We start from the raw sequence: 405 nt of genomic DNA, 5'->3' as shown, positions 1-405 counted from the left end.
CATTCCGCCCGGCGCATCGTGCATGTGCGGGGCGACGGCGCTGGAGCGGCGATCATCGCGGCCTTGAGCGAAGCGGTGCGCCGCACGCCGTCGATCCACATCATCGAAGGTGTCGTCGCCGAAGCCCTCTTGATCGAGGGCGGTGCCGTCGCCGGCCTTCAATTGCGCGAGGCCGTCAACACGTCGGCGAGGCCGTTCCTGCTCGCCTCGCGCGCGGTGGTGCTCGCCACCGGTGGCATCGGACATCTCTATGCCGTTACCACCAATCCGCTTGAGGCCAGCGGATCCGGCCTCGCCATCGCGGCGCGCGCCGGGGCCGTGATCGCGGACCCCGAATTCGTGCAGTTCCACCCGACCGCCATCAGGATCGGACGCGATCCCGCACCGCTCGCCACCGAGGCGTTG

General features: G+C 69.9%; 1 protein-coding gene. It reads left to right on the top strand.

What is annotated here, in order from left to right; all coding sequences use genetic code 11:
* A partial coding sequence (locus MOV75_RS42030) for an FAD-binding protein (RefSeq protein ID WP_247008770.1) occupies window positions 1–405 on the top strand: 405 nt, incomplete at both ends.

It is taken from the genome of Bradyrhizobium sp. PRIMUS42 (genome assembly GCF_023006515.1).
Classification (GTDB): domain Bacteria; phylum Pseudomonadota; class Alphaproteobacteria; order Rhizobiales; family Xanthobacteraceae; genus Bradyrhizobium.
This window is presented reverse-complemented; position numbering and strand designations above follow the sequence as displayed.